At 37.3% G+C, this 24,684-nt stretch carries 19 protein-coding genes and 3 pseudogenes; 15 read left to right on the top strand and 7 right to left on the bottom strand.

Going from position 1 to position 24,684, the window contains the following annotated elements:
* The first annotated feature begins 919 nt into the window (after positions 1 to 919).
* Complete coding sequence (locus LEP1GSC062_RS01385) at positions 920 to 1,330, top strand: hypothetical protein (protein ID WP_010577947.1); 411 nt, start codon at positions 920 to 922, stop codon at positions 1,328 to 1,330.
* Between the two features lie 215 nt (positions 1,331 to 1,545).
* Here the strand turns inward: LEP1GSC062_RS01385 and LEP1GSC062_RS01380 are convergent, their stop codons facing one another.
* Complete coding sequence (locus LEP1GSC062_RS01380; RefSeq protein ID WP_020983172.1) at positions 1,546 to 2,211, bottom strand: tyrosine-type recombinase/integrase; 666 nt, start codon at positions 2,209 to 2,211, stop codon at positions 1,546 to 1,548.
* 498 nt (positions 2,212 to 2,709) lie between these two features.
* Here LEP1GSC062_RS01380 and LEP1GSC062_RS01375 point away from each other — a divergent pair, with 498 nt between their 5' ends.
* Positions 2,710 to 3,705, top strand: coding sequence for an AAA family ATPase (locus LEP1GSC062_RS01375; RefSeq protein WP_010577945.1), 996 nt, complete (start codon positions 2,710 to 2,712; stop codon positions 3,703 to 3,705).
* Complete coding sequence (locus LEP1GSC062_RS01370) at positions 3,692 to 6,151, top strand: S8 family peptidase (protein ID WP_020983170.1); 2,460 nt, start codon at positions 3,692 to 3,694, stop codon at positions 6,149 to 6,151. Before LEP1GSC062_RS01375 ends, LEP1GSC062_RS01370 begins: the two co-directional genes overlap by 14 nt.
* Positions 6,152 to 6,846: 695 nt before the next feature.
* Here the strand turns inward: LEP1GSC062_RS01370 and LEP1GSC062_RS01365 are convergent.
* On the bottom strand, positions 6,847 to 7,386 hold the full coding sequence (locus LEP1GSC062_RS01365) for a lysoplasmalogenase family protein (RefSeq protein WP_039940825.1): 540 nt from the start codon (positions 7,384 to 7,386) through the stop codon (positions 6,847 to 6,849).
* A 106-nt stretch (positions 7,387 to 7,492) separates the two neighbouring features.
* Here LEP1GSC062_RS01365 and LEP1GSC062_RS01360 point away from each other — a divergent pair, with 106 nt between their 5' ends.
* The 9 genes and pseudogenes from LEP1GSC062_RS01360 to LEP1GSC062_RS01310 all read left to right on the top strand — a co-directional run bounded on the left by LEP1GSC062_RS01360 (position 7,493) and on the right by LEP1GSC062_RS01310 (position 15,194).
* The gene (locus tag LEP1GSC062_RS01360) at positions 7,493 to 8,887 is read left to right on the top strand and encodes a class I tRNA ligase family protein (protein WP_010577941.1); all 1,395 of its coding nucleotides are present in this window, start codon (positions 7,493 to 7,495) and stop codon (positions 8,885 to 8,887) included.
* On the top strand, positions 8,884 to 10,215 hold the full coding sequence (locus LEP1GSC062_RS20755; RefSeq protein WP_010577940.1) for a lysine N(6)-hydroxylase/L-ornithine N(5)-oxygenase family protein: 1,332 nt from the start codon (positions 8,884 to 8,886) through the stop codon (positions 10,213 to 10,215). Before LEP1GSC062_RS01360 ends, LEP1GSC062_RS20755 begins: the two co-directional genes overlap by 4 nt.
* Complete coding sequence (locus LEP1GSC062_RS01345; RefSeq protein WP_010577939.1) at positions 10,191 to 10,523, top strand: cupin domain-containing protein; 333 nt, start codon at positions 10,191 to 10,193, stop codon at positions 10,521 to 10,523. Before LEP1GSC062_RS20755 ends, LEP1GSC062_RS01345 begins: the two co-directional genes overlap by 25 nt.
* Positions 10,520 to 11,620 carry an FAD-dependent oxidoreductase gene (locus LEP1GSC062_RS01340; protein WP_010577938.1) on the top strand — a complete coding sequence of 367 codons (1,101 nt, stop codon included), beginning with the start codon at positions 10,520 to 10,522 and terminating at the stop codon, positions 11,618 to 11,620. Before LEP1GSC062_RS01345 ends, LEP1GSC062_RS01340 begins: the two co-directional genes overlap by 4 nt.
* A gap of 13 nt (positions 11,621 to 11,633) precedes the next feature.
* Positions 11,634 to 11,990, top strand: coding sequence for a hypothetical protein (locus LEP1GSC062_RS01335; protein WP_020983169.1), 357 nt, complete (start codon positions 11,634 to 11,636; stop codon positions 11,988 to 11,990).
* A 5-nt stretch (positions 11,991 to 11,995) separates the two neighbouring features.
* A complete protein-coding gene (locus LEP1GSC062_RS01330) occupies positions 11,996 to 12,553 on the top strand; it encodes a GNAT family N-acetyltransferase (RefSeq protein WP_010577936.1) in 558 nt (185 codons plus the stop codon).
* Positions 12,554 to 12,652: 99 nt separating this feature from the next.
* On the top strand, positions 12,653 to 13,105 hold the full coding sequence (locus tag LEP1GSC062_RS01325) for a GNAT family N-acetyltransferase (RefSeq protein WP_010577935.1): 453 nt from the start codon (positions 12,653 to 12,655) through the stop codon (positions 13,103 to 13,105).
* Between the two features lie 260 nt (positions 13,106 to 13,365).
* The gene (locus LEP1GSC062_RS22790) at positions 13,366 to 13,536 is read left to right on the top strand and encodes a hypothetical protein (protein ID WP_020983167.1); all 171 of its coding nucleotides are present in this window, start codon (positions 13,366 to 13,368) and stop codon (positions 13,534 to 13,536) included.
* Between the two features lie 393 nt (positions 13,537 to 13,929).
* Positions 13,930 to 15,194, top strand: a pseudogene (locus LEP1GSC062_RS01310) (IS256 family transposase).
* A 159-nt stretch (positions 15,195 to 15,353) separates the two neighbouring features.
* Here LEP1GSC062_RS01310 and LEP1GSC062_RS01305 read toward each other — a convergent pair.
* The 4 genes and pseudogenes from LEP1GSC062_RS01305 to LEP1GSC062_RS01285 form a co-directional block, all read right to left on the bottom strand.
* Complete coding sequence (locus LEP1GSC062_RS01305) at positions 15,354 to 17,084, bottom strand: DUF4365 domain-containing protein (protein WP_010577932.1); 1,731 nt, start codon at positions 17,082 to 17,084, stop codon at positions 15,354 to 15,356.
* Between the two features lie 514 nt (positions 17,085 to 17,598).
* Positions 17,599 to 18,219 (bottom strand): hypothetical protein, encoded by a 621-nt coding sequence (locus LEP1GSC062_RS01295; protein WP_425268421.1) that lies wholly within the window; start codon positions 18,217 to 18,219, stop codon positions 17,599 to 17,601.
* Positions 18,203 to 18,520 (bottom strand): HNH endonuclease, encoded by a 318-nt coding sequence (locus LEP1GSC062_RS01290; protein WP_010577929.1) that lies wholly within the window; start codon positions 18,518 to 18,520, stop codon positions 18,203 to 18,205. The genes LEP1GSC062_RS01295 and LEP1GSC062_RS01290 overlap by 17 nt, the downstream gene beginning before the upstream one ends.
* A pseudogene (locus LEP1GSC062_RS01285) lies at positions 18,517 to 19,449 on the bottom strand (transposase); the annotation flags it as partial. The gene LEP1GSC062_RS01290 and the pseudogene LEP1GSC062_RS01285, both read right to left, overlap by 4 nt.
* A gap of 462 nt (positions 19,450 to 19,911) precedes the next feature.
* Here LEP1GSC062_RS01285 and LEP1GSC062_RS25730 point away from each other — a divergent pair.
* From LEP1GSC062_RS25730 to LEP1GSC062_RS01270, 3 genes are all read left to right on the top strand, one after another.
* Complete coding sequence (locus LEP1GSC062_RS25730) at positions 19,912 to 20,082, top strand: riboflavin kinase (RefSeq protein ID WP_425268422.1); 171 nt, start codon at positions 19,912 to 19,914, stop codon at positions 20,080 to 20,082.
* Positions 20,083 to 20,313: 231 nt separating this feature from the next.
* Complete coding sequence (locus tag LEP1GSC062_RS01280; protein ID WP_020983168.1) at positions 20,314 to 21,738, top strand: OmpP1/FadL family transporter; 1,425 nt, start codon at positions 20,314 to 20,316, stop codon at positions 21,736 to 21,738.
* 1,368 nt (positions 21,739 to 23,106) lie between these two features.
* Positions 23,107 to 24,108 carry an alpha/beta hydrolase gene (locus tag LEP1GSC062_RS01270; RefSeq protein WP_010577924.1) on the top strand — a complete coding sequence of 334 codons (1,002 nt, stop codon included), beginning with the start codon at positions 23,107 to 23,109 and terminating at the stop codon, positions 24,106 to 24,108.
* Positions 24,109 to 24,489: 381 nt separating this feature from the next.
* Here LEP1GSC062_RS01270 and LEP1GSC062_RS01265 read toward each other — a convergent pair.
* Positions 24,490 to 24,684, bottom strand: a pseudogene (locus LEP1GSC062_RS01265) (hypothetical protein); the annotation flags it as partial.

Raw genomic sequence — 24,684 nt, 5'->3', positions numbered from 1 at the left:
CCCACAAGTAATGGGATCTCAAGATCAATTTGTCGGAATTACGACAAAATCCCCCGTGATACTTAGTTCCCACCCTTATTTTTGGGTGGGGGTGGAGGTGGAAAGGTTCGGGAAATTTTTCTCTATCAGAAAATCATACTCCTTGCAAGTAAAAAGTCTCATTCTTGTCGGAACACTTGAAAAATATCAGCTTTTGATCCTTATTATCCCAAACTTCTTAACTTGTGGGTAAGGTGATGATAGGAAGGTGTTTGCTGAGTTCCATTAAACTTTACTTGAATACTGTGAATTGCTTCCTAAGGGGCGCAATTCAGGGAGTGAGATGTTGAGTTCATCAGAGAGCGATCAATCTGCCACCGGCCTTCTTGACTCCGTCGAATCAAGAATATCACACTTCGAGCTGTCTTACGTCCAAGAATCATACTAATCTATTGGGAGAGTTTACGAGAAAAAACTTGAGTGGCGTAAACTAAGATTGAATCGAGTATGAAATATTTTAATAGAAAGCAACTTGGGAGCTACAGAAATTGCGAATGAAATAGAATTCCAGATCAATTTTATATATTAGAATAGCAAAAGTTTCCTCAAAAATTAAAGGCAAAAATAACCATAGTTTTTTACCTACCCAATTTCTCAAAATCACTCTGGGAAAAAGTTTCAATTATTTACGAAAAAAATTCTATCTCAAGATTTGAATATTCAAGTCATATAAGGTTCCTTTACGAACATCGCCTGCTATCTGAAAAAAAGTGGTGAACTTTTTTCCATTATGATTTTGAGAAAAAGAAAAACCCTCATATACTATATGTATGAAATCAAAATGATTTCTAATATTTCTTAGATTGGAATTCGAAGATAATCTTCATAAGGATAACGGAAATATTGTAGAGATTTTAAAATTCACGTTAGGAGTAATTTAGTGAATAAAAGTACAAGGAAACCGAAAGATAACAGAAAAAGTAAATTGGAAAAAGAAATGAAGAAACTCTCCATTCAACTAAAGAATAAGGAAATTAAACCTATGGAGTATGCTGAGAATTTCCCGATGAAAGTTGGTAAACACCCTAAGGCAGCTGTCATTCAAACTGCCTTAGCGGGATTTAAAAAGAAATATGGCGTTAGAGCTTATAAGGAAATTCAGAATGACTTTGATGTTATGGATGTCGTTAGGCATTTTGTTGTCGGTTATATGACTAACTTAAAAGATGCGCATGACGCGTTAGAAAACATTAAAGGCCATAAGAAGGCTTTTGCATTGTTGGTTCAGAGAGCCTTTGATGAGTCTATAAGAGTCTATCCTTGGTTGGAAGGTGAATACTACCAAAATTGAGAAAGAACACTCATGTTGACAGTCCGGAGGTTAACATGAATGCTTTGTGTTGTCGAAAAAGAAGCTTGAAAAGATTCTAAAAACGATTGGCTGGCTTTGATCGATGCATAGATCGAGCCAGCCCTTAGATCTAGTATGTAGAAGGCCATTTTACTTTTTATTCCCAGCAAGGAAAATGCTTATTTAAGCATCCATCCAAGTTGTTTAAAAATGAATCAGTCTTGATTCCAATTCAGATACCGGTTTGGATCCGCATAAGGGCGAAGGTAAAATTTGCTCGTAAGTGCTGGAGAAGAATGGTTTAGCACACGGGAGCAAAAATGTCCGCCACCAGTGTCCATTAGCTTTTGGGCTAAGCAGTGCCTCAGGGCGTGAGGATGTATTTTTTTTCCAAGGCAAGTTAGAACATTCCAAGAATTGACTATTTTCTGTAATCCTCTTGTGGTTAACGGTCTTCGTGGTGCGCGGTTTCGTCCTGGGCAAGAAAGGAAAAAGTAATCCGAATTCGAATCAAACAGACTATGATATTCCTTTAGGCTATTTAAAACCTTGTCCGAAATGACTGAATAGGATAACTTTCCACCCTTTCGGATGTAACTAACAAGAGTTTCCCCAGATGGAGCCTTCAAAATGTTGCTGAATCGAAGAGATACAACTTCCTTAGCCCTCATTCCAGTAGTTGACATTACTAAAAACAGACAACGATTACGATGTTCCATTTCACTGCTTGGATTTGAGAATCGCTTTGCAAGCTCCATCATAGTCTCGTCAGTTAGTCCCTTTCCAAAGAATGATCCTTCAGTTTGCAAAGGATATCTTGAATCCCTTGAATACTTGTTTCGATATTTACTGAATTCTACTACCTTGTTTACTGCTGACATTTTCAACTCCTACATAACTAAAGAGGGAAAGAATTTCTTTTTGGAGAAAAGTCGAAAGTTTTTTTGATTGGATATTATAAAAAACGCGCTTCATAATCCGTAATTCCATTCCTACTTTAAGCGTTTCCTTTTGGATATACTAACTTCGCAATTCGTTGATACTGATGCACATTGAATTGATGTCTTATAAACGTAGTCCAATCTGGATTTTGCTTAATTTCATAATCCATCTGATTTAAACATCCTTGGGATAAAAAACACATCCAGTCCTAGCATAAAATATTACATTGACGACTCGAAAACAGACATTATTTTAGCAAGGAAAAGAGAATTTGTCCCTCCCATAGTGTATTATCAGAAACAATAAGGGTAACAAAATTATCAATTTCTGCAAAGACTCAGTATTATACTTCTTAAAAGTACCAGACAAGACGAACTTTAAATGTAGTAATAAATTATCATAATTGAATAGATCCAAAAATAGGTAAAATTTTAGATATGGCGACCTCAGAGCAATTAAGAGCATTAATAAAAAGCCATTTTAATGGAGATTCCGAACGCTTTAAAACAGTAGCCCTTCAACTAGCGGCAACAGAAGCCAAGAAAGGACATCAAAAACTTGCAGAAGAAATTAAGTCCCTTATTGATAATGCAAGACAGTCGGGATTAAAGATTGCTAGGAGAACTGACACTATTCACCAACCGAAAGGTGAACTGTCAAATCTTCTATCGGTCAAAGAACCTAATATTCGCTTAGGAAATCTTATTTTAAACGGGAAGCAAGATGAACGAATCGATCGCATACTACAAGAACAAAAAAATCTCAAGAAAATTCGAACACACGGACTAAGGCTACGAAGAAAACTTTTATTAGTTGGTCCACCTGGAACAGGAAAGACAATGACCGCTGCTGCTATTGCCGGGGAATTAGGTCTTCCTTTTTTTACAGTAAAACTGGATGGATTAATTACTCGTTACCTCGGTGAAACAGCTGTTAAACTTCGACTTATTTTCGACGCGATTCAAGATTTTCGGGGAGTTTACTTTTTTGACGAATTTGATTCTATTGGAAGTAAACGGTATGATAATAATGACGTAGGAGAAATGCGCAGGGTTCTAAATAGTTTTTTACAATATATAGAAAGCGATGAAAGTAATAGCCTAATTTTAGCTGCGACAAATCACTTTCATATGTTAGACACAGCGTTATTTCGTAGATTTGATGATATTATTGAATATACCCTACCCGATAATAAACAAATTTCATCTCTACTCAAGAATTCATTATCCTCTTTTAAGTTTTCCGGTTATCAAGACAAAAAATTAATAGCAGAAGCCCAAGGATTAAGTCATTCCGAAATTGTGCGGAGTTGTGAAGAGGCGGCCAAAAGCATGCTCTTGAAAGGGAGAAAAGAAATATTCAAAAATGATTTAATTACATCACTCCAAGAAAGAAAATCGATTAAGGTGACAAACGGTGATGGATCGAAATAAACCTCATTTATTTCTTAAAAATCGGGCTCAATTTATTTCATACACATATCCTGGAGTAGTTATAGATCCGTTTTCTGTTCCCAATAGAATTCGCAGTAAACATGGAAAAAAACTTCGCGGAGAATTGAGTTCAATTCAAAATGAGGCAGATGAGCTATCGAAAAAAAGAGAAGAGATAGGATTACAAAAGCAACGAGGAATTACCGTCGAAATCGAGGGTGTCCCAGGTTACGAATTAAGAAAAATAAGTCTAGATAACTCTATATTTCAATTATTGTCTGTACACACAAAAAAAATTAATGGGAAAATATTAGAAATTGCAGTAGTATTCATTCCAGATGGTTCGCTCTCAAAGTTTATAAAGAAAATTGATGAATATCTTAAATTAAATAACAAAAAATCTGGATTACCAAATAATAATAATCTAATAGCCAGTATTGAAACAATTAGAAAAGCTGCCCTTGATTCATTATGGACTGATGCACCTTCTTTATTTCCGAAAAACGATCTCCCCGTTTGGTGGGAAGTATGGTTAGCAACTAGACAAGATTTAGAAGAAGATGTTCTCGACTTTTTTTCCATTAATGCAAAAGCATTTAATCTAAACATAAGACCAGGAAGTATAAAGTTTCCAGAAAGATATGTAATACTTGTTAACGGAAGAAAATCTGATCTCGCCGCTTCATTCGATATGTTAAATTGCATTTCTGAATTACGAAAACCAAAAGGAACAGCTCACTTTTTTATTACCGCCCCCCAATCAGAACAAGTGCAATGGAGTCATGAACTAATAGAAAGACTGATTACTCCCCCTGAAGATTCTCCCGCCGTCTGTCTTTTAGATACTGGTGTCAATCATGGGCATCCTTTAATTGAACAATTTATTTCTGAAGATTGCATTTTATCTGTAAAGACCGATTGGGATGGGTCTGACTCAAATGGTCATGGATCGGGAATGGCAGGAATTGCATTGTTCGGAGATCTATTTGAAAAACTAATAGATACGCAAGACATTCCGATTTTACATTTCTTAGAATCAGTGAAAATTTTTGAAACAGGAAATGATTATGAACCAGATTTATATGGTGATATTACCTCCCGAGCTGTGTCAAAAGTAGAACTTATTAGACCAGATCGAAATCGCGTATTTAATCTGACAGTTACAACGGAACACGGAATGGACCGAGGACGTCCGTCCTCATGGTCGGCGGCATTAGATTCTATTTCTTCTGGTTATATGGATAATGATTTTCGACTTTTTGTTATTAGCGCCGGAAATCTTCCTACAAGCGAAATTAACAATTATCCAAATTGCAATTTTGATGCGGAAATAGAAGATCCTGGACAAAGTTATAATGCTCTAACAATCGGAGCTTACACTGAAAAGACCCAACTAGATCAGGATGAAACCACTCAATTTTCACCGATAGCCCCATCTGGAAATTTATCTCCCTATAGTCGGACGTCTTTAAAGTGGCAACATGATTGGCCATACAAACCTGACCTTGTGATGGAAGGTGGAAATGCTGCAACTGATGAACAAGGTTTCGTCAGCCAACTTGATTCACTAATGCTATTAACTACCAGTCATCAACATTCTAATAATCATTTTACAATAACAGGCATGAGTAGTGCGGCCACCACACTTGTCTCAAGCATGGGAGCAAAGATTATTTCAAAATATCCAACTTTATGGCCTGAAACGATACGAGGATTATTGGTTCACACAGCAGAATATACTGAGCTGATGAAGAAAACTCTTCCAAGTAAACCGCAAAAGTCAGATAAACAAAAATTATTAAGAACTTATGGGTATGGAGTTCCTAACGAAGCACGGGCTATTTATAGTGCCAACAACGTGCTTCACTTAATTGCAGAAGAAAAAATTCAGCCTTTTCATGAAGTAACAACTGGAAGAACAACCGCCAATCATCTCAATTTTTATTCGCTTCCTTGGCCAATTGAGGAATTGCGAAAACTTGGAGGAGAAGAAGTAGAACTTAGAATAACACTCTCCTATTTTATAGAACCAAATCCTGCAAGGAGAGGCTTCAAAAACAGGTTTCAGTATCATTCCCATGGCTTACGTTTTAAATTAAAACGGCCTTATGAAGACTTGAAAACCTTCAGAGCTAGGATTAATAAAGATGATCAAAATGAAGATTATGAGAGTTCCGAATCTACAGAAGCGGGAAATTGGTTTTATGGAGATGCCATTAGGACGAGAGGTTCCTTACATCACGATCGCTGGTTAGGTACTGCCATTGACCTGGCTGAACGAAATGCCATAGCCGTTGTTCCAGTTGGAGGTTGGTGGAAGGATAGGAAAAGTGAAGATCGAGGAAATCGCGATGCTCGCTATTCTCTTATTGTTTCCATTCATACTAAAAACTCGGATATCTATACTGAGGTAGAACAAAAAATAAAAACAGATATTCTAATCTGATAATATTTTAAAAACATCTAAAATCCTTATTTAACGTGAGTTCGGCGTAAGAAAATTTGGGCGGAATCGGTCGCGAATTTCATAGCTAAAATGACTCGCGACCGCGCTTTTCGCTCCAATTCCTTCGGAATTTCCACTACAATCGCTTTCGCATTGCTTACATCGAACTCACGTTATTTATTCAAAGCGCATTCAAAATATTAAACCAGCCCCTTGTAAAAAGAGCCAGCAACTAACAGGCCGTTTTCTTCGAAAAGTCAGAATCTTAGTGATATTTACTACCAATTTGGATGTATATTCCAGTATGAGCTCAAGCCAAATCCTTAGTCTGTCCGAAAGTGGATAGTATGTTTTGTCCGAAAGCGGATAATGAATTCGCAATATTTTAGGTACCTATTTCAATCACAGCCAATCAAATTATAAAAAAACAGAAAGATTTAAAACTCGAAAATCCTTGCACCGAACTTACGTTTGTAGTTACCCCACTTAAAACCGTACATCTCAGTTAGCCCCAAAGCAATAGGAGTATAATGCTTTTGAATAGCACTAGTATTAATGATACTGTTCATGTAATTATCTCTATTCAATGAAGAAGCTGGTCATCAATGGAGAAGGAACAGATAGTAAAAACTTTAAAGCTTATGGTTTGATCATGTGAGATGGGATTCTTCTCAAGTTCTCATTGATGCGAAACTTTAAGGATACGATTCTCCTGCTAAATGGGGGAGCGAAACTTCCTCAACCTGACTCGCTTGCGTCATTGAATACTGCGCAAAAAAATATGTCCCTAATATAACCTGGTTGGCAAAGACGAAATCCAAAGTTCCCAATCGAACTAGAGCAAGTAACGAGTCCGAGAATATGATCAAAATCGCACCGACCGAACCATATATATAGGACTGCTTGTAATCCTGTTCCCTGGAAAAGCATCTCCACCCTAAGGAAGAAAGAACTACCAAATATACGAAAACTGGGAGAAGCAAATCCTTGGTTACTCTCGTATTCAGATAGAGATACATACAGACGATGAAAATCAAAAATGGAATCGAGTATAGAATCTTTAACTTTTGACCTGCGGAAAAATATAGGATATAACAAGAAAGTGATAAGATAAAGGAGATAATTCCCAAAAAGTAAAGATGTTTATAAACTAAACAATAATCGCCGATAAGCGCAAATACTAAACCAGATAGGAAAGCTATCTTTAATATGGAAAGACGCCTCCTCCAAGAAATAGATACATATAGAATACAAAGACTTAACGGGATCAGCTTGGTGTAAATGATTCCAGGAGTTCCCCAGAAGAAGTAAGTGTTTAGCAGATGGACGAATATACTTAGAATGAAAATCGACAAAAATATTTATGAAACCGCCGATTTCTATTCGAACGAAATCCGGCAAGCTCTCGATTCCCTAGATATTGGATATGATTCCTTTGTTAGGACCTCTTCTATTCAGCATTTACTCACTGTAAACGACCTTGTTTCCGAAATCCTAAAGAGTCCTCATGTGAAGGAAGCTCCTGTGTTACAACTTTATTTGAAATCTAAGAATAAGTTCGTCACGGATTCATTGGTTGTCGGCAACTGCTATAATTGCGGAAGCGAAACGGACGCAGGAGCTTGTGAAAACTGCGCGATATTGATAGATCATTCTCAGTTGATTTCTCCAAAATTTTATTTAGATTCCGAGCCTTTGGAATTGAAAGAATGCAAAGGTTTAAAGATCAGTAATTCGAAAATAAAATCTGAATTGATTGAGAAGATCCAAAATTCTAATTGGAGCTCTAAAATAAAGGAGATTGTCTTAAATTGGATTTTGGACGAAAAGAATTCAAAAATCATCTTAACTAGAATTTTTGAATATGGACTTCCTGTGTTCAACGACTCAAGCCAAGAATTGACTATCCCGCTTTGGTTTGAAGCGGTATGGGCGTATTTTACCGGAATTAATCATATTACGAATGGCGAAGATTGTTTGAGGGTTCTGAACGAAGATAAAACCAAGTTTTCCGTGTTTATGGGACAAGATAATTTGTTTCATTTCTCCGTCTCTCTAGTGTTAATTCATACCATTCTAGATATAAAGAAAATACCTGATAATTTGTTCGTGGAACCGTTTCTGAAATTGGAAGGACAAAAATTTTCGACTAGCAGGGATCATGCGATTTTTGCAAAAGATATCATTCAATATCTGGATTCGGATACAATCCGATTCGGTTTGTTTCCGTTTTACGGAAGTGATGAAGAAGGAGCCTCATTTACTTTGGAGCGCTTCAAGGAGAATATCGCCGCATATTTGAATCTAATCGAATTTGTTTTAAAACAAATATTCGATAGCAGGAGAATATTTAATTTTTCGAATAAAGAGTTCATTCGTAAATGGAAATCCTCCGATCAAAGCAAACAATTGATCAGTTTATTGGAAAACGACGGTTTAAACAAAATACACGATACGTTGATGAAGAATTATGAATCTCTAATACATTCTTCGGACGGCAATTTAACTGATGAGGAAAAAGATAAAATATTTTATTCGATAATGGTTCTTATGGAATCTCTTAGCCCGAAATTTGTAGACAGGATAAAATCTGTCATCGGACGATTCAGGCTGAATACGAATGCCGCGATAAAATATAGAAACCTTATTATTGAAAATGAAAAGAAATACATAAACGAAATCAAGAGCGGAATGGAACGATTTTCCCTTTATTACGCTCAGGAAATAATCAAATGAATGCAAGCGTTGCAAATGAAACATACGATCTAATCGGGATCGGTTTCGGTCCTTCAAATTTATCGGTTGCTATACAGGCAAAAGAGCTTGGATTTTTCGATAAATCTAAGATTCAATTTTTAGAGAAAAAGGATAAGTTCTCTTGGCATCCTGACATGCTTTTACCGAATTCCTATATGCAGATTCATTTTTTAAAGGATCTGATTTCTTTGGATAATCCTCAGAGTAAATATACGTTTATTAATTTTCTGAAAACCAATGATAGATTGTTGGATTTCATAAACCAAGGTATTTCCTATCCAACTAGAATTGAATTCAATCAGTATATGAGATGGGTAGCTTCCGATTTTGACGATTTTGTTCGATACAGTACTTATGTGAAAGATATAAGGCCGATCATAATAGACGGAAAAATAGATTCCTTCAGGTTGACCGTAGTCGGCACCGACGATTCGTCGTATGAAATCGTTTCTAGAAACGTTATTCTTGCATCTGGAAAGTCCAAAAAAATACCACGCGAATTCACAAATTTAAAAAGTAAGGATCAAAATGTGATTCATTCTTCGGGCTTTCTTTCCTGGATCGAAAAATGCAAGGAAAAGCTCGACAATAAAACCCTATCTGTAATCGGCGGAGGACAAAGTGCCGGGGAAATTTTTTCCTATCTACTTTCGGAAACGTCAAATTCCACAAAAATAATTAATTATATTTCAACGTACGGCTATAATCCTTCCGACTCCTCTGGATTTAATAATAAGTTATTCGATCCGGAATTCATCGACTTTTTCTATGATTTGGATAAGGAATCCCAAAAAGAGTTTTTAAGCAGACACAAAAACACGAATTATGCGGTAGTAGAACCAGAACTGATAGAGAATATCTACAGAGCCTTGTATAACGAGAACAAAGTCGAGGGCAAAAACCGAGCCAAGATCGTGAATATGTCTAGGATCATAAGCGTCGAAGAAGACCAGGACGGATTCGTATTATCTATTATGAATACGATGACGAAAGAGGTTTCGAAGCAATACGTGGATATAATCGTATTAGCTACCGGTTACGAAGATAATTTTGTTTTAGACAAGTATTTTTACAATTTTAAGAATTTGGCGAACCTGGATGCGTGTGGTAAGCCGATCATTAATCGAAATTATTCGGTCAATTTTAAAATCGAGTCGGAAGCCACATTGTATTTGCAAGGATATGCGGAAGAATCTCACGGTTTGGCAGAATCATTATTAAGCGTGCTGCCAATCAGGGCAAAAATTATTTTGGATCATATTTATAAAGGAAAACTAAGCGAATGCAATTTGCAAAAATCAAATTAGAATACGAACCCGACTACAATGTAAAGGCTTCGAGATTCGATCAAATTTTGAATTTACCTCAGGGCACTCCCTTCGGCAGTGCGATCGCCAATCTTAGCAAGGGCGAGACAATTAAGATGCATAATCATGATGAATTCGAAATATTCGTGATTTTGCATGGAGAGGCACTTTTTAGCGATGGGAAAATTGAAAAAAACGTTTTCAAGGATGATGTGATATTCTTGAACCCGGAACATATGCATTCGTTCACTAACTTGAAAGAAGATGAACTTTCGATTTTATCGATTTGGTGGCATTGTAAGCAATGAAAAACTCTTACGATGCTATCGTCATCGGAGACGGTATATTCGGTTTATTGTTTGCTTATCAATTGAATGTTAGGAATTTGAAGGTTTTAGTCGTTTCGAAATCGGAAAGTAAATTTTTAATTTCTGCCTCTTTGAATAGCGCCGCTTTTATTCATTATTATTCGGAAGAAATCGACGATGTGGATCTGGTCTTAAGAAGTTCCGGAGCATATCTATCGTTGGTTGAAGAATCTTATCGATCTGGTTTTGGCGCTATCTATTATCAGAACAAAATTCCTCGTGATGAAATATGTCTTAAGCTCAGAGACAATCAGATAGACATTCGTTGCGAATCGGGCCGATTCATGTTTCCGTATTCCGGGGAAAACCTAAGTAATAGAGTCATGGTCCAGGATAATTTTAAAATTAACGCGTTCGGATTTCTTTCTTCCCTTCAGAAGAATTTGAAATCTACGGGTGTGGATTTCTTCTCTTCGAATTCCAAATTAAAAATCGCAGGGAATGAAGGTTCATTTTCCCATATTTCTTTTGCGGGAGACCCAGAAATATTCAAAGCCAAATATTGCTTCTTAGCCCTCGGTGCAAGCTGGGGAAATGTAGAAACGCATGAAATGATTTCTAAATTGATACCAGTGTTCAATATCAGATTTGAAAATCCTCATTCGATCGAAGGTCTTAATGTAAACTGTGAAAACGGAGATTTTTCGTATGCAGTCGATTCTCATAACATGTTGTATTTCACAGATTTTGAAGAATATTTGTCTAGCACAGAAATAGAAAACCATAATGCAAATCGAAATAATTTGATTAAATATGCGAATATTATAAAAAATAGATTTTCAGAATATTCTGCGGAGATTGAGGTTTCGATCGGGAACTGGGGATATGACGGTTATTTTAAAGATCGCAAATCTTACAAAATATTTAAGTATGATGGAATCCGAAATCTGGCAGGTGTCGGAGGTTTGTCCGGAAAAGGGTTTAAATTAGCCCCTGCATTGACGGAAGATATTATTGAGTCCCTATGCTGTGAAGCTCGAAAGGATTCCGTTGAAAATAGTTCGGTTAACTTAGAACTAAACGAGTTTATCATTTAGAGAGTTTGAGAATATGAATCATTTTGCAAAAACGCTCGAAAAGGTCGAGTATAGTAAGAACGAATCGAGACATTCTATCATATTGCGAAAATTGTCTCCGTCGGAAATTTCGGTGTATTCTTCTTTAGCAGTAATCGAATCTTCGGATCGGATTAACTATCCCGAATTTAAGAACGACTTGGAGACGATTATGGAAAAAGCGAGATCAGTCTACAGACAGAAAACGCTCTTTACCGTATCGGATTCCTGTAACGAGCATGTTAGAGAAACGTTGCAAAGAATTGGATTTCAAACTTTATTTTTTATAGATGGTTGGAACTTTGGATCTGTTAGTGCAACTGCCGAGTTTCATTATATACATTGGGATTGAATCGTATGAATCAAATCAGAGAAGCAAGTATGTCGGATTTGGAAAGTATCATCAATATTATGAACGAATGCATTGAAGACGACTCGCCGAGTTCTAATTACGCTAATAGATTGAGCATTTCTAATCCTCCTAAGCTGCTGATCGATAAGATACTTGCAAAAAAAGTTATTTTGGAATCCGACGGGGATCAGGTGAAAGGTTACGCGTTTATAGAACCTTTTTTCTTGGATCCTTCGAATGACTCTTTCGCTCAAGTGGGTGTTTACATAGCGAAAAAGTTTAGAAACGGATTTACCGGACCTAAATTGTTAATCTATCTGTTCCACATTGGCAGAAAAAATCAGGTCAAAAAACTGTTTTCTTTTGTATTGGAGCAGAACAGTACCAGCATCAAAAATGTCGAAAGACTTTTTGACAATATAGGAATACTTAAAAAAGCTGTAATCCTAAACAATGCGTTTAATGATGTTCTAATTTTTCAAAAGAATCTGGAAGAGCCTTTGGATCCTAGAGCGCAAAGGTTTTACGATAGTGTCGTAAAAGAAAATCTTTCCATAAGATAGAACCGCGATCTAATTTTCATTTAGGACATTCTTTTGAACTGTCGAATCTAAATTGTTCGTTGCCTATATTATATTTATTAAAGGTTAAAATAGAAGTTTATGAAGTTTACAATTGAAAAAGTAACCGATAAGAATCTAGACACTCTTGTTTCCCTGTTCGGAGAATACAGAAAGTTTTACGAGAAAGCTCCACAACCGGAAAATGAAAAGCAATTTATCGGAGAAAGATATAAAAAGCAGGATTCCTACATTTGTGTAGCGATTACTGAAAGCTCCCAAGTAATTGGATTTGCACAATGCTATTTTACCTTTTCTTCATTGAGTATGTGCAATGTATTAGTATTGAACGATCTTTACGTGAATCCCGATTATCGGAATATGAAAGTAGGCAAAGAAATCATTCATCATGTGATTGAGTATTGCAGAAAAAACGATTTCAAGGGAATTACTCTGGAGACTGCGGAAAGTAATTCAGTCGCAAGAAAAATATACGAGAATCTAGGCTTTACTAAAGACGATTCCTATCTTCACTATTATTTAGTAGTTTCTTAAAAAATCTTTTTTGCCCATACGAGTATAAGATCATGTGTATAATAGAGTTGTTGAAAAATTAATTCTCCATCTCCGTCCGTTTCATTGGAATCGGCGATTGCAGCAGATTTGTTGATCTGAACTATGGAATTTTTTAACAACTCTAATACCGTTGAGCCTCGCAAAAACTTAAATACCAGAAAGCAAACTAACATAACGTGGGTCAAACACAAGATTGGGACAGTTTCGAGAACAAAAGTAAGCTATATAAGGATTAATCAATGAAAAGAAAAAAGAAAGACACAAGTAGTTACATGAATGAAATTGCAACCTTTACATATACAAGGGCACAAGCTTTCGAAGATGGAGTATTATTTGATTTGATGGATGATGCCGATAGTAGCCAAATTGTTAAAGAATATTACGACTATCCAGTCGCATTCACCGCTTAGTCCGATTGATGCTATCTACAAATACGAAAAAAGATCCAAATTTTGACTATTCTGAATTTCTAATTGAGGTTCTATCTAAAGGCGTAAACAAGAACATAAAAAATTTAGTGAGCACTCCACATTTCTATAAAATTGAAATTCAGGTAAATAATGAAAAACAAACCCATCAAATGAAAATTGTCTGTGAACCTGGTGACCATGGAGAACCAGTTATTGCAATCCTACTATCACATGAGGATTGAAGTTTAAGAATACGTCTGTTCCCAAATATTCGATTTAGACGCTTCAAGATTTAATCCAGGTTTTTTAGACAGGTTTTAAATATAAAGAGGGTGTCATCTCGATTGTGTAAATGACTTGTGAAAAAAGAAAAAGTAACAAGGATAAAGCAGTATGAGCAAACCGAAGAATCGGGCAGAAGAACTACTCGATGAATTAATCAAAGGTAAAACCCCCGAAGAGCTGATCGGAAACGAAGGCCTCTTAAAACAACTCACCAAATCACTTGTTGAACGAGCGATGCAAGGAGAGATGACGCATCATCTTGGGTATGAGAAAAATTCCTCGACTGGCAATAACTCAGGCAATTCCCGAAATGGAAAAAGTAGTAAAAAGCTCAAAGGAGACTTTGGGACAATTGACTTGGAAGTTCCTCGAGATAGAAACGGAAGCTTTGAACCTCAGATAATCCGGAAAGGACAGACACGATTTACCGGCTTCGATGAAAAGATCATCTCGATGTATTCTCGTGGAATGACAACTCGAGAAATATCTCAACACCTGAAAGAAATTTATCAAGTTGAAGTCTCGGCGGATTTAATTTCTCAAGTAACGGATTCCGTAATGGAAACAGTGATCGAATGGCAGAATCGCCCCTTGGATAAAGTGTATCCGATTCTCATCATGGATGCGTTGATCGTGAAGGTTCGAGATGGCAACCACGTCGTGAACAAAGCCTTCTATTTGGCTTTAGGAATCAATCTACAGGGCACAAAGGAGATTCTTGGGATTTGGGTAGAACGCACCGAAGGGGCAAAGTTCTGGCTTCAGATTTTAACCGACTTAAAAAATCGCGGCGTTGAAGATATCTTAATCGCTTGTGTCGACGGATTGAAAGGATTTCCGGATACAATCATATCAGTTTTTCCTAATGCACAAGTTCAACTTTGTATCGTTCCTATGGTTAGGAATTCTTTGAAATGGGTTTCTTACAAACAGAGGAAAGAGTTGGTAGTCGACCTAAAGGCCATCTACAAATCTCCATCGGAAGAAATTGCTAAGAAAAGCCTTGATGATTTTTCAACCAAATGGGATAGTCAGTATCCGATGATCAGTAAGTCTTGGAGAAGTAATTGGGATTCGGTGATTCCTTTTTTGGCCTATCCACCTAACATTCGTAAGGCGATATACACTACAAATGCTATCGAATCCATGAATATGGGCTTAAGAAAGATTATCAAGAATCGGGGTTCGTTTCCGAACGATGAGGCGGCAATCAAGCTTCTCTATTTAGCTTTGAATAATATGTCTAAAAAATGGACCATGCCGGTTCAAGATTGGGATGACGAGCGATCCTTAGAGAGCCGAGTCGCTGAGTTCAAGCGATGAATCAGTTTTCGATTCTTTTCGGAGATCGATTGAAATTGGATTCGTTTTAAGAAAGTTATTTACACAGGATTGCTGACACTACCAATATAAATTTTGGAAATGCCTCTGTGAATGAATCAAAACGTTTCCTTAAGGATCGGAGGCTAAACTCATTATCCGCTTTCGGACAGATTAAGGATTTACTGATGCCATGAGAGGGACCTTGTAGGTTATACGAGTCCCTTAAAGTATTTTTCCGAAGCTTCTTTTAGTTTCTCTAAGATGAAAGAACGAATGGGCATAGGATTAAAAATTGGGATATCAACGGTCCAGCCGTATGCATGAATTTTATATAAAACGCCATCTAATTCAATTTTTCTAGATTCTTTTAGAGCCATTTCAATATCATCTTCAGTAATCTTAACAAACTTATACTTTGGAATTTCAAGTTGCGCTTCTGGTTCAACAATAAGTTGATAAACCCCAACAAAAGGAAAGTCATCGTTCAATTTTATTATTGGAGAAATTAAAGTTACTAATTTTTCTTTGGATTCAATAAATTGTTGAGGTAAGCCATATTTTCGAACATATTCCTCAAAGTAATAATTTGCTTGAACGAATTGACTTTTTATTTTTGTTTCTATTTCTTCTTCAGTATATGCATAATAAATCAAATTACTCTGCACATCTCTGAGCCTATCTGAATCTGGCGTAGGTGTAATGTTTCGAACAATTTCAATGTTTTCGCTTTGTAAAATATCAAGTGCTTCTAATAAATGGAAAATTGAAAAATCTTTTGTGTAGAAATTATAAGGTGCGTATTTAGGGCTGGTTGACTTTACTTCTTCTATAATTTTTTTCTTTGAAAATTCATCCGTAAAAACTGAGACTATGCTTATGTCAATATAATCGAGATGAGTGGGATAGTTTATTTTTGAATATGCAAGATACGTCCAATTAAATAAATAATTATTAATGCCATATTGAATTTCGGATACTTTATATTCATTCAGTTTCTCAGGGAATCCAAAAGCAAAATGGTATTGATCTACAACCGATGCAAGATATTCATTAGTAACTTCCTTTATGCCTAAGGGGAAGGCTTCAATTTTGAGTGCTTGATTGAAGAAATCTTTAAGTTTTGAATTTGCTAGTTCTTCTGGATTTTCTGGGTGTTTAAAAGTATAAAAAATACTTTTAAACTTTCCACTTGGGATTCCTTTAAACTCATTTCTTTTTAAAGATTTTATTAGTGTTGAATCGGCTTCGCCAAATTGGATGCCATACAGACCAATAGAAAGGTTTCCATCAAATGACTCTATCGCGATCCCTAACTTCCAAATTCTTGGGAAAATAATTTCTTTAACTACCTTGAATTCTCTATCTAAATATGTGTTGATATAATCAATAAACTTTTGAAGATAGATAAGTTTATTTTTGCCAATATTTTCGATTGGTATTGTGCCTAGATTGGCTTTTATTAGATCTTCTAAAAGAGGGTAGTTAACAACCCTTCTTTTATAATCTTTAGAAATATTTGTCCAAACTTGAATATGATCTGATGAGTCAGTAATTGTATTTATATCATTGAGAACAATCTTATAGTTCCCACCTTCGGTTTTAATTCCAATCTCATCAATTAATTGTAACCAATAAACTTTTGACTCTTGTCGATTTACTAAAATTAGTAATACAGGTAGGGTAGCAACATGCTTCACGTAACCTAAAGATGAAGAGTCAATATAATAATATGGATCATTTTGAATTGTTTTAACCTGGAGTTCAAGTTTCCCTATGGGAATTTGTTTTTCATTTACTATCTCCAAGTAACCATCAATATTAGGATATTTATCCCTTTCTTTTAAATCTATTTTGATATATCTATGATCTAGCTTACTTCTAAAAATCGTAATTGATTCTGTTTCGGCTGTATCAGTATTACTATATGGTTTTGGTTGCATATTAGCAATGGTTTAAAAAATAGATAGAAAACATTTTCACAAATGACAAACCTTAAACAGAAAACAAAGCAGTATCAAATGCCAATCGGTTAAAAGCCCCGATTCACTTCTGCTTGCATTTTTCCTCCATTATTCGTGGCGGAGATGAGATCACTGGGAGCTTTCGGAAGATGTCAACCCAAGCTGTAAGTCCGTTAGCGTTTGGATGAACTATATCTTTCATCAATTTATCATTGGCTACCAGGGTTTGAGAGTTGAGGGACGAGCAAACATTTCCCAAAGACGCAAGTATTTTAACGTTAATCCTTGCGATTGAAAATAAGGCTTTCTTTTCGAATTCAACATTCCGCATCGACCATTTGAAAGTTCATTTCAAGGTAAAAATCTGACCAAAATGTGTCAAATTGTTTGTCGTTAAAAAGCGTTCGTTTGTTTTAATAGGACTCATTATCCGCTTTCGGACAGATTAAAAACCAATGAGTTTCAACCTTGTAGAAAATAGGTTATCCTCCAGCTAAATCCTCTCCAATCTCTTCCGATTCTTCTCAAAACAACGAGCCCAAAGGTCCGTTTCAAATCTGTGTAACTTAGCCCTATTATTTCTGAAACACAAGTCCCAGCTTGAAAACTCACGCTCTGGATTCATGAAATCAGTCCTCAACATCCTCAAATAGTTCCTGCGCGCAGCGGCAGTCCAGTTCTTTGGAAAAGTTTGTAGAAACGAAGGTATCAAATCCCGAGTATAACAATTTAACCGGTTTGTTTCTAAATGAACCATTCTTAACTGAACAGGACTGATTGGATCGTAAAGTTCTTTCTTCTTAGAAAATTGATTCAGGGACTCTGCGATAAACTCAACTCTTCCATCACCCGTTAAATTCCTCGCTACTTTGTTAATCAAGTTTGCAGAATCCATTGCCCTAAATTTCCAATGAGGATCTTTCTCAATCTTAATATACCTAAATTGGGTTATGAATGTAAGAAGACTCTTACAAGAGTTTTCTGCTGCTTTACCCCAAGAAACCCAAACATCAGGTTTTCTTCTTTCTCGGAGGAAATATTCATATTTAATATTGAGATTCTGAGATAAGGTCTGAGCTAACCATCTTGGAAAAACCTTACTTTCTTCTTCCATTTGGTCGTTCAAGAGTGTATCCATATTTCTCTCCCTTGAATTTGAGAATATCAGCAGCCATGTGAACAATTTCCTCTTCCGTAAAGTATCGTTTCAGCTTGGCTAAGGGAGAAATCACAAGACAGATATTCTTGAACTCATGCTCACCTCCTTTACGTAAAGGAAGAATGTGTTCATTGAGCGCATCTACCGGATAAACATCCCTTCCAGTAAGAAAACACTTCCCTTTTTGAGATTTTAAAATCTTGTAGAAATCCTCTGCTCGAAACCTGTATTTCAGAATACGACTCTTTTTCTTCATTTGAGTCTCTCCAAGGTTCCATCAGACTTCTTGTCCTTGAAGTTTGTATATAGCAGATACGGAAATTCTTTAGCTTTCTTCTTAATACCAAAATCAATAGACCGGTTATACGAGGCTTGATTGATCCGTCGTTTCTCGATCAATTTTAACTTGAGCCATTTTCTGAGAATGAGCATGGCAGAAATTTTGTGGATATTCAGTAAAGAGCAAACTTCGGAAACAGAATAATAGGATCCATTTTCTTTCCCGTCGGAAATCAGATTCCAGATCTTAGAAGCTGTTTTCTGATGTTTCAACTCCTTCCTTCTCTGAATAGGAGTTCTGTTTTGATCCGACCAAAATGTATTGTGAGCTTTCATTTCTTTTAAGAGAAGTGAGTTCACATCCTTTAAGGAAGCTGGAGAATTGAGTAAAGAAAATCCTGATTGAAAAACAACATTGTCTTTTGAACTCTCAGTTTCAGGAAAATATTCAAATTCCTGGGCTAAAGAATGAAACCAATTTTTGGAACCCAAATCGTTCTTTCTCAGCGCATATCCCTTCCTTCCGATCCCAACTGCTGGACCTAACGGCCCTCGGGGATCGGAACCAACGGATGATCTACCCATCTCCCTCGCATCATCAACATCACTAGCAAGCATCTCTCCATTCTCACAAATCACATCCAACCCAAACACATGAGCATTCTTTAAAAAACTAAACTCATTCAAGTAACGAGTGGAGTTCTCAGGACGGATGTAACAGTAAGAAGCAAAGGCTGTTTTCAAAAGTCTGTGATTTCCTTCTGCAACTTGGTTGTGAATTCCATTTTTACTCCATCTGTTTCTTGCCCATTTGTAACGAGCATCTTTAGAATGAGCGCTGTGGTTTACACTCCTGTGGCTTTTGTAAATGTTCCAAAGCCAAGGATACCCTTCATCAGTCATTACTCATCCCTACATAATAGAGTGTCCAAAATTCTGCGTCTAAACGGGGATTTGTGCTAAAATTGGCGGTATTCCTTTATGTAGAGATCAGTAGTTCAATCGTGTTCTTCTTGAATTCTTCATCGTATTGTGATTTACGCGCCATGCTTTTATCCTTTTGCTTTTGCACGTCCGTGTCCACTCATTCGAGGGAGGTTCATAGCGAGAGTGGAAACGGAGAAAATTGAACCCGCTCAAAGAGGCAGAGAAAAGGATACGAGAACTTGAAAAAGCGTTATCGCATGTGACGATAGAGAATGTTCTTTACAAGAGTTTAATCGCGGAGAGAGATTTAAAGATAGATCTAAAAAAAACTATGGTCATCTTGAAGCCGGAATAACTTTAGAGAAACTGAATATTAAGATAAATATATCGGATGCTTGTCGATATTTCGGAAAGTCTCGGTAGACATTTTACCAAAAGTTCATACCTAAAACGAGTAAGGCATTCATTTCAACAAAGGAGTTGCTTCTTAATGAAGTAAATAGAATTCGGGACGAGATCAAATTTTCCGGTGTGGAGAATTTGATCTCTCAGCTCAAAGAAGATGAGATCGAAAGCAGAAAAATTCTCAAATTCAAAACTTCTGCCCGTTGAAATACGTTCCAAAATAGATCCGATTGAGGTTGGTTGATAAACGGACATTCTGGATTTGCGGAACGTGAGCTCCTACCTGGAAAGGATCTACGCAAAAATCTGCTATTTTTGTACAGCGATGCTATATTTTTTGACTGAAAATCCAAAATAACAGATTTAAATCCGTTATTTTGGTTGAAGTTTTTTCATTTTGAGAAACGTTTGAACCAATCTTTCCTTAGGATATTTGTTATGGTTTCAAAAAATGAAATATGGGCCCGGGTTTTGTCTTCGGGCGTTCTGGTATTACTCGGTCTCAGCACGGCGGATTCTCTCTTGGCCGTGGACGGTTTGACCCGGAATGCGATTAACGCGAGATACGAGGCTTTAGCCGGAACAAACACTGCCTTGGGCGGTTCTCCGGTCGATGTCGCTTTAAATCCGGCCAACCTTTCCTTGACAAAAGGAAAAAAAATCGAATTCGGTTTGGGCAATTCTACGATCTTCAATCGGTACCAGGATCAGTTTCTGGATTCCAATTCGGATTACGTTTACGCCAACGATAAAAAGAGCAAGGTCAACGCCCCCGCTCCTTACATCGCTCTCAAACTTCCGGTTACAGAATCCGTTGATTATGGTGTCGCTTTCTACATTCCCGGCGGTGCGATCGGAGGCGTGGATCAAATCACTCGAAATACTCCGAACGGCCAGTCTCTCAATCAATGGGCGGGAATCAACATTCCGGGTCCGATCGGTGATTTCAAACAAATCAAAGAAACCAATTCCAATCAGTTTGCAGTCGTAAAGCTCGTGAACGGAATCTCGATTCGTTTCGGTAATCTTTCCTTGGGTGCGAGCATCGAAGCTGTATACGGAACTCAAAAGCTCAATCAGAAATACTACGATATCACAGGCTCTATAGAAATTCCCGGACAAGGATATTATTACGAAAGCAGTAAAAAAGCGTTTTCCATCGGCGGCGTCGTGGGCGCTAACTACGCGGTCACCGATCGTTTTAGAATCGCCTATTCGTATCAGGCCCATTCTTCCATCCCTCTCAACGGAAGTTATCAAATCGGTTTGAACGACCCCAACTATTACAGAAGATCCGGCGTTTCCTATAACTTCGATCTTCCTGAAAAACATTCATTAGGATTTGCTTATGGTCCTGAAAACTTTAAAATAGCGGTGGATTTGATCTACACGAATTACGGCTCCTACCTGAAAAAGGCAAATCAGAAACTCGAAGATCCTTGGCTCCCCACTCCTCTTGGAAATATCGCGGACGCGGACGCTCATCTCAATTTTAGAAACCAAGGCGGTTTTTTAATCGGGTTAGAACACAAGCTCAGCGAATCTTGGGTGTATCGATTGGGTTATTCCTATAACACTCTCGCGATCAAAAGCAACGGACTAGGCGGAACCACGGGCGGATTTTTTTCCCTCAATCACGTATTCGCGGGAGGTTTGAGTTATCTATTTGATAAATGGAGTTTGGATCTGGGAATCAGCTACAATGGACCAAAAAATCATATCGCCGGAGGAAAGGGCACGGACTGGGATCTTTCTCACTCTATCAAAACCGGGCCTACTCAATTCAATTCCGCCGGATATTCTTACAGCGGAGAATCCAGCATTCTCGCGGTCAATATCGGAGCGACAAAAGCATTTGAATAATTTTTTTCCGAGTAAATCGCGGGCGTTACTTTCGATCGGATCATTAGAAATATCTAAAATATTTGCAAAACTCGGTTTTGAAAATTCAGCCTATGGATTGCGATCCTGAAAAATTTCGAGTTTTGTTATCCGTACCCTAAGCAACCGAAACTTTAATCTAAAGGGGACTTCAAGTCCCCTTTCAATCCTTTTTTCACAGGGAATCATTTTTCGGACCAAACAATAAATTTATTGGAGATAGGATTCTTTTTTATTCGGACGGCTTGTTCAAAGTGCGAAATGGAGAAAAAAACATATTAGAAAAACATAAATTTTCGGAAGCCATCAGATCCCTAATGAGCGAGAATACGAACAAATCCGCTCGTAAATCGAATTTCTCGTTACTGAATATTCTCTACTCACCTCGACCTATCGTCGTCACTTTGGCTTCTATATCCAACACGATTTGCCGTTTCAATGGTTCGCTGAACCTTCGCAATTGACGAATGGATTCGTCTCGTAGCTGTTTTAACTTTTCTTTCTCGTACATTTTTCCCTTTTTTTAAGTCGAAAAAAAGGAAACGTCCCTTAGGCAAGGCAGTAACATCTAACGCATAACCCTAAAACAAACTCTTACCAATGAAACCAAAGCTCCTTCTTTTTGAAATGATCGATAGAAGAATCGAAAATCCGTTTCATTTTACTTGAAGTCCGACATTACGCAATGTTTCAGCAGAATAGCTTTTCGAAACAACCAAACACATAGCATAAAAAAGTTGCAAGTGAAAGCGGCTAAGAACCCGGCTCAAAATGTAGGAACTACTACTGATCCCTATAAAATCATCACCAACCCCACAAATTAAATTAAGAAGGCTTTTGGGATAATAAGGATCAAAAACTGATATTTTTCAAGGGGTTAGTGGATAGGGTTTAGGAGTTAGGACTTTACATTATGTACAATAAAATGCAAGTGTTCCGACAAGAATCCTATTTTTTACTTGCAAAAAGTATGATTTTCTGATAGAGAAAAATCTCCCGAGTCTTTCCGCCTCCACCCCCACCCAAAATCAGGGTGGGAACTAAGTTTCACGGGGGATTTTGTTGTAATTCCAAAAAGTTGATCTTGAGATCTCATTACTTGTGGGTAACGTTATGCCTCTCTATGGATCGGCATTAATTAACTCAGCGAATGCCTCTCTATGGATCGGCATTAATTAACTCAGCGAATGCCTCTCTATGGATCGGCATTAATTAACTCAGCGAATGCCTCTCTATGGATCGGCATTCAGGTCGAAACATAGAATCGCATTCGCTTATCTCTCGTTTCGTTCGGATCAAGTCCGAGTTAAGAAGCTTGATGAAAAGATTCGGAGTTGAAATAACGGACGAATGAAGAATCCAGTTTCTCCTTCGAATCAAAAGTCGATTTCAAAATCTATCCAAATTCCCATCGGAGACTCTCAAACCCTTGCGGCAGAAATTTATGGAGAGTTTCCTCTTTCCAAACATTCCCCTCCCCCTGTGATCTGTATTCACGGCCTTACCGGTAATCTCAAAAACTTTGCCCCTCTCGCGAGAGAACTCGTCAAACAAAACCCTACGATAATCACATACGATCTTCGCGGAAGAGGACAATCCTCTAAGCCGCAAATCTCCTATTCTCACGATTTACATGCAGAAGATCTAAAGTTCATGTTGGACTTTCTAAAAATCGAAAAAGCGAATCTTCTCTCTCATTCTTTGGGTTGTTGGATTTCTCTTACCTTTGGTAAGAATTATCCGCTAAGAACCAACAAACTCTGTTTAATCGACGGAGGCGGACAACTTTCCTTTAAAAGAAAACTTTCCAGCCTACTTATGATCCAAGAATCTTTACAACGTTTAGGAAGATCGTTTTCTTCCCGAGAAACGTATCTCAAACTTGCGAAAGAATCTCCGATCTTTAGCTCTTGGAACAAGGATATTGAGGATTTTTTAAACTATGAATTGGAAGAAATTCATACGATTGATTCCGGTACTACCGAATATAAATGCAATATTCCGATCCACGCGATCGATTCCGAATTGAGAAATATGGGCGGGGCGTTAAAGCCCTGGAAAATACCTTTGAGATTTTTACAAAATCCTATTGCAAGCTTTAGAATATTAAGAAAAAATAATTCTTCTCCTTACGCCCAAATCCTTTCCCCCGTTTTAGTAATTCGGGCAGGAAAACCGAATTTTCAAAAAGGAGACGAACTACTTCCGGACGAGGCGATATATACCTTTAAAAGAAAACTCAAACGATCTGTGTTTCTTACTCTACCGGATAAAAACCACTACGAAGCAATTCTTCTTCCGGATTTGAAAAGGGACGAGACCATCTCCTGGTTCTTTTCAAAGTTTCACTGATAAAATTGCCCTAATTTTTCCAACGACAACATTATAAATAACGTGAGTTCGGTATAACAAAATGCGAAAGCGATTATATGTTTCGACCCGTAGGGAGAAACATTGAGTTAAATTCCGAAGGAATTGGAGCATTATGTTGCGATCGTAGGCAGCAACATTGAGTTAAAGCGCGGTCGCGAGCCATTTTATCTATGAAATTCGCGAGCTGCGACGACGACCCGCAGAGCGACCTAAACACCGACCCATAGGAAGGTGTTTGCTGAGTTCAGGAAAGCTCTGCGCCTGAGTTCAGGGAGTCGTTGCACTTTAGTTTCTTATTCGCCCAAACTTTCTTACGACCCTGCTCACGTTAATTAGTCGTCCTTGAAAAAGTTCGATTAGAAATCCATTTTTCAAACCGGTGATTGGATACTTCATATAGACGGTCGTTGTTCTCGCACCTGAAGTGATTGTAAGTAAATCGAGCGGATTGAGACCGATGGAATAAAAACCTTCATCAATCATTGCAATTCCGAAACCTGCGCTTTCTTTCTCGTTTAAAAATTCGGGACGAAAGAAATCCGCAGAATTTCCGCG

This window comes from Leptospira alexanderi serovar Manhao 3 str. L 60 (genome assembly GCF_000243815.2).
Taxonomy (GTDB): Bacteria; Spirochaetota; Leptospiria; order Leptospirales; family Leptospiraceae; genus Leptospira; species Leptospira alexanderi.
This window is presented reverse-complemented; position numbering and strand designations above follow the sequence as displayed.

Coding starts and splice junctions, on each gene's coding strand:
- LEP1GSC062_RS01360 (WP_010577941.1), top strand. CDS start 7,493: ATGAAAATCGACAAAAATATTTATGAAACCGCCGATTTCTATTCGAAC.
- LEP1GSC062_RS01330 (WP_010577936.1), top strand. CDS start 11,996: ATGAATCAAATCAGAGAAGCAAGTATGTCGGATTTGGAAAGTATCATC.
- LEP1GSC062_RS01290 (WP_010577929.1), bottom strand. CDS start 18,520: ATGAAGAAAAAGAGTCGTATTCTGAAATACAGGTTTCGAGCAGAGGAT.
- LEP1GSC062_RS20755 (WP_010577940.1), top strand. CDS start 8,884: ATGAATGCAAGCGTTGCAAATGAAACATACGATCTAATCGGGATCGGT.
- LEP1GSC062_RS01280 (WP_020983168.1), top strand. CDS start 20,314: ATGGTTTCAAAAAATGAAATATGGGCCCGGGTTTTGTCTTCGGGCGTT.
- LEP1GSC062_RS22790 (WP_020983167.1), top strand. CDS start 13,366: ATGAAAAGAAAAAAGAAAGACACAAGTAGTTACATGAATGAAATTGCA.
- LEP1GSC062_RS01305 (WP_010577932.1), bottom strand. CDS start 17,084: ATGCAACCAAAACCATATAGTAATACTGATACAGCCGAAACAGAATCA.
- LEP1GSC062_RS01345 (WP_010577939.1), top strand. CDS start 10,191: ATGCAATTTGCAAAAATCAAATTAGAATACGAACCCGACTACAATGTA.
- LEP1GSC062_RS01295 (WP_425268421.1), bottom strand. CDS start 18,219: ATGGAAGAAGAAAGTAAGGTTTTTCCAAGATGGTTAGCTCAGACCTTA.
- LEP1GSC062_RS01380 (WP_020983172.1), bottom strand. CDS start 2,211: ATGTCAGCAGTAAACAAGGTAGTAGAATTCAGTAAATATCGAAACAAG.
- LEP1GSC062_RS01340 (WP_010577938.1), top strand. CDS start 10,520: ATGAAAAACTCTTACGATGCTATCGTCATCGGAGACGGTATATTCGGT.
- LEP1GSC062_RS01325 (WP_010577935.1), top strand. CDS start 12,653: ATGAAGTTTACAATTGAAAAAGTAACCGATAAGAATCTAGACACTCTT.
- LEP1GSC062_RS01270 (WP_010577924.1), top strand. CDS start 23,107: ATGAAGAATCCAGTTTCTCCTTCGAATCAAAAGTCGATTTCAAAATCT.
- LEP1GSC062_RS01375 (WP_010577945.1), top strand. CDS start 2,710: ATGGCGACCTCAGAGCAATTAAGAGCATTAATAAAAAGCCATTTTAAT.
- LEP1GSC062_RS01370 (WP_020983170.1), top strand. CDS start 3,692: ATGGATCGAAATAAACCTCATTTATTTCTTAAAAATCGGGCTCAATTT.
- LEP1GSC062_RS01335 (WP_020983169.1), top strand. CDS start 11,634: ATGAATCATTTTGCAAAAACGCTCGAAAAGGTCGAGTATAGTAAGAAC.